This window comes from Pseudolysinimonas sp. (genome assembly GCF_044239695.1).
Classification (GTDB): domain Bacteria; phylum Actinomycetota; class Actinomycetes; order Actinomycetales; family Microbacteriaceae; genus Pseudolysinimonas_A.
Window position 1 is genome coordinate 1 of record NZ_JBIIAW010000183.1, and the last position, 2,951, is coordinate 2,951.

4 protein-coding genes are annotated in these 2,951 nt (G+C 71.0%); 1 reads left to right on the forward strand and 3 read right to left on the reverse strand.

Annotated features, from left to right (window positions below):
* From ACILQS_RS16150 to ACILQS_RS16160, 3 genes are all read right to left on the reverse strand, one after another.
* The coding region (locus tag ACILQS_RS16150) for a YhgE/Pip domain-containing protein (RefSeq protein ID WP_395641146.1) at positions 1-1,477 on the reverse strand (1,477 nt) is incomplete at its 3' end.
* The gene (locus tag ACILQS_RS16155; RefSeq protein ID WP_395641147.1) at positions 1,474-2,061 is read right to left on the reverse strand and encodes a hypothetical protein; all 588 of its coding nucleotides are present in this window, start codon (positions 2,059-2,061) and stop codon (positions 1,474-1,476) included. The genes ACILQS_RS16155 and ACILQS_RS16150, both read right to left, overlap by 4 nt.
* Positions 2,058-2,660 (reverse strand): TetR/AcrR family transcriptional regulator, encoded by a 603-nt coding sequence (locus ACILQS_RS16160; RefSeq protein ID WP_395641148.1) that lies wholly within the window; start codon positions 2,658-2,660, stop codon positions 2,058-2,060. The genes ACILQS_RS16155 and ACILQS_RS16160 overlap by 4 nt, the downstream gene beginning before the upstream one ends.
* Before the next feature lie 98 nt (positions 2,661-2,758).
* On the opposite strand from ACILQS_RS16160, the gene ACILQS_RS16165 reads away from it, so the two are divergent.
* The coding region (locus tag ACILQS_RS16165; RefSeq protein WP_395641149.1) for an adenylosuccinate synthetase at positions 2,759-2,951 on the forward strand (193 nt) is incomplete at its 3' end.

Here is a 2,951-nt window from a genome sequence, read left to right on the forward strand (position 1 = left end):
CGAAGGTGGCAGAGACGAAGACCATGAAGGCGAGAAGGCCGCCGGCGTTGGCGACATCCAGTCGCAGCGCGAAGATCGCGACGAGGAAGAGCGCGACCATCTGCACGACCCCGAGGAGGGCGGGAACGGCGTAGCCGGCGAGCACCGTGCGAACGGGGGCGCGCACGGCGGTGAGCGCGCGGCGTGAGAGCGGCCGAATGATGAGGAACAGCGCGTAGATGCCGATCCACGCGGCAAGGCTGAGGAAGAAGGGGGCGAGGCCGGCGCCATAGGTTCCCGCTTCGGTGACGGCCTGCTGCTGCACGGTGACGGGATCGCCGATGGCCGCTGCCGTGGTGCTGCGCTCTGTGGCGGAGGTCGACGGAACGTCGGCGAGGCCGCTAGCCAGCGAGTCGCTGAGCTCGGTCGAGCCGTCAGCGAGCTGGCTGGTGCCGTCGGCGAGCGTGGCCGCTCCCGCGGCCGCCTCCGCGAGCCCGGCGCTGAGCGAGGGAGCGCTCGCCGCGAGCGTGCTCGTGCCCGCCGCGATCTGGGCGGCGCCCGTGCTCAGTGCGGCGAGCTTCGGGTTGAGCGAGCTCACCGCGGAGTTGATTCCGCCGGTGTAGCCCGTCAGCCCGTCGAGCTGCGCGAGGATCGGACCACTCACCGCCGGGTCAACGCCCGCGTTCGCGAAGGCTGTCGCCACCTGTGATCGCACGCTCGGAGCCAGCGCGGCCGCCGCCGCCGTGTTCGTCGCCAGCGTCGAGGTGCCCGTCGCCGCGAGCGAGAGCCCGCTCGCCACCTGCGCGGCACCGGTCTTCAGCGCCTCCGTGCTCGACGGCAGCGCGGATGCCCCATCGCGCAGCTGCGCCAGCCCGTCACTGAGATCGCTGGCCCCGGTCGCAGCCGTCGTCGCCCCGTCGGCCAGCTGGGCCGCCCCGTCGGTCGCGTCGACAAGCCCGTCGCGAATGTCAGAGATGCCGTCGAGCAGGGTCTGCGCCGCCGCCTCGCCGACGTTGCTGGCGATCGCCGTGCGCACCGTCGCCGCGGCCTGCTTGGCGAGGGTGGTCGACAGGTAGCTGTTGGTGTCGTTGGTGGTCAGCTGCAGCTCTGCCTGCGTGGGCGCGTCAGACGACGAGCTGGCGATGTCGGCCGAGAACGTGGTCGGAAAGGTGATGGCGAAGTCGTAGGTTCCGTCGATGACGCCTGCGGCGGCATCCGCGTCGGTGACGACGACCCAGCCGAAGGTGCCGTCATCGAGCAGGGTGTCGGCGGCGTCCTGTCCGTAGTTGCGGGGTGCTCCGTCGACGATGGTTCCCGCATCGTCGATGACGATCGCGGCGGGCACCTGGTCGAGGTTGCTGTACGGGTCCTGGTTGCCCCAGAGGTAGAGGGCGCCGTAGACGACCGGAACGGTCATCAGGGCGATGAGCGAGGCGACCCCGATGCGGCTCGCGGTGAGGCGCGCGAACTCGGCGCGGACGAGGGGGATCACACTCATGATGCGGCTTTCAGCAGACGGGAGGTTGCGGTGTCGGTGACGATCGCGACAGCGAGGCCGCGCTTCGTCATCGCGACCAGGGTCGAGTACCACTCGAGGGGGTCGCCCCCGTGGCGCTCCGGCGAGGTGACGACGAGCACGTCGACACCGGGGCGCTGGGCGGCGAGCTCGCAGAGCAGCAGCACGCGGGCGGTCGAGGGCAGAGATCGCATCGGCACGCTGGCGTACTGCTCGAGGCCGTGGCTCTCGAGGAACGCGCGCACCGCCCGGCGACCGCTCGCCCGGCGGGCGAAGCTGAGCTCCTCGGCGACGACGACCGAGAGGGCGACGCCCGGGCTCGGCTCGCTGGCGAAGGGGGTGTCGACGAGGGCGACGCGCGTGCGGAGCTCGCCGACAGGCGGGGTGATGCCGCCCGCGGTGAGGGCGAGCCTGCCGCCGAGCAGGAGGGAGAGCACCATGGGGCGCTCGTCGGTCTCCACCGGGATGACGGTGACCTCCCCGGCGTCGATGGTGAGGGTGAGTGCCGGGAGGTCGGCGGCGAGGCCGGTGCCGATGGCGGCATCCGTCAGCTGGATCGTGGTCACTGCAGTGCTTTCGTCGAGTCGATGAGCCGGCCGGCCGAGCGCCAGTCGAGGCCGAGCGTGCCGAGCACGCTGAGCATGACGAGGCGGTTGCCCTCCGCGGCGGAGAGCGCGCTGCGGGTGGACTCGTCGAAGACGCTGAGCAGCGAGTCCTCGACGAGCCGCGCGAGGCGGTGGGCATCGATATCGGTGCGGATGCTGCCAGCCGCCTGCCCGCGATCCACCGCGAACAGCACCATGGCCCGCAGCGGGGCCAGCGCCTCGGCGATGTTGCCGCGCAGCGACCCGCGCACCGCGAAGACGGCCATGACCTGGATGCTGTCGACCTCGCTCCACAGTCGCGCCGCGATGAGCGCGAGCTCGACGACGGGGTCGTCGTCTGCGGTGCCGACGAGCGCCTCGGTGATGCGCGCGGCGCCGAGGGCGGTGACCTCGCGCAGCAGGTGGTCGCGGGTGGGAAAGTGCCCGTAGACCGAGCGACGGCTGAGCCCCGCCTCGGCGGCGATGGCCTCGAGCGAGGCGTCGGGGTCGCGGTTGAGAACGACCCGCGCGGCGGTGAGGAGGGCGGCGCGGTTCTCGACGGCATCCCGGCGTGTGGACATATCGTCAGCGTAATAACTTGCACAACGCTGTGCAAGTTAACTCAGGGAACGCTCGGGGTAGAATTTCATGTAATCCCGTTCCAACGAGAGGCTTCGCCATGCCAGCGATTGTGATCATCGGCGCCCAGTGGGGCGATGAGGGCAAGGGCAAGGCCACCGACCTGCTCGCCAGCCGCATCGACTACGTCGTCAAGTTCAACGGCGGCAACAACGCCGGGCACACCGTCGTCATCGGCGACCAGAAGTACGCGCTGCACCTGCTGCCCTCGGGCATCCTCAGCCCCGGTGTCG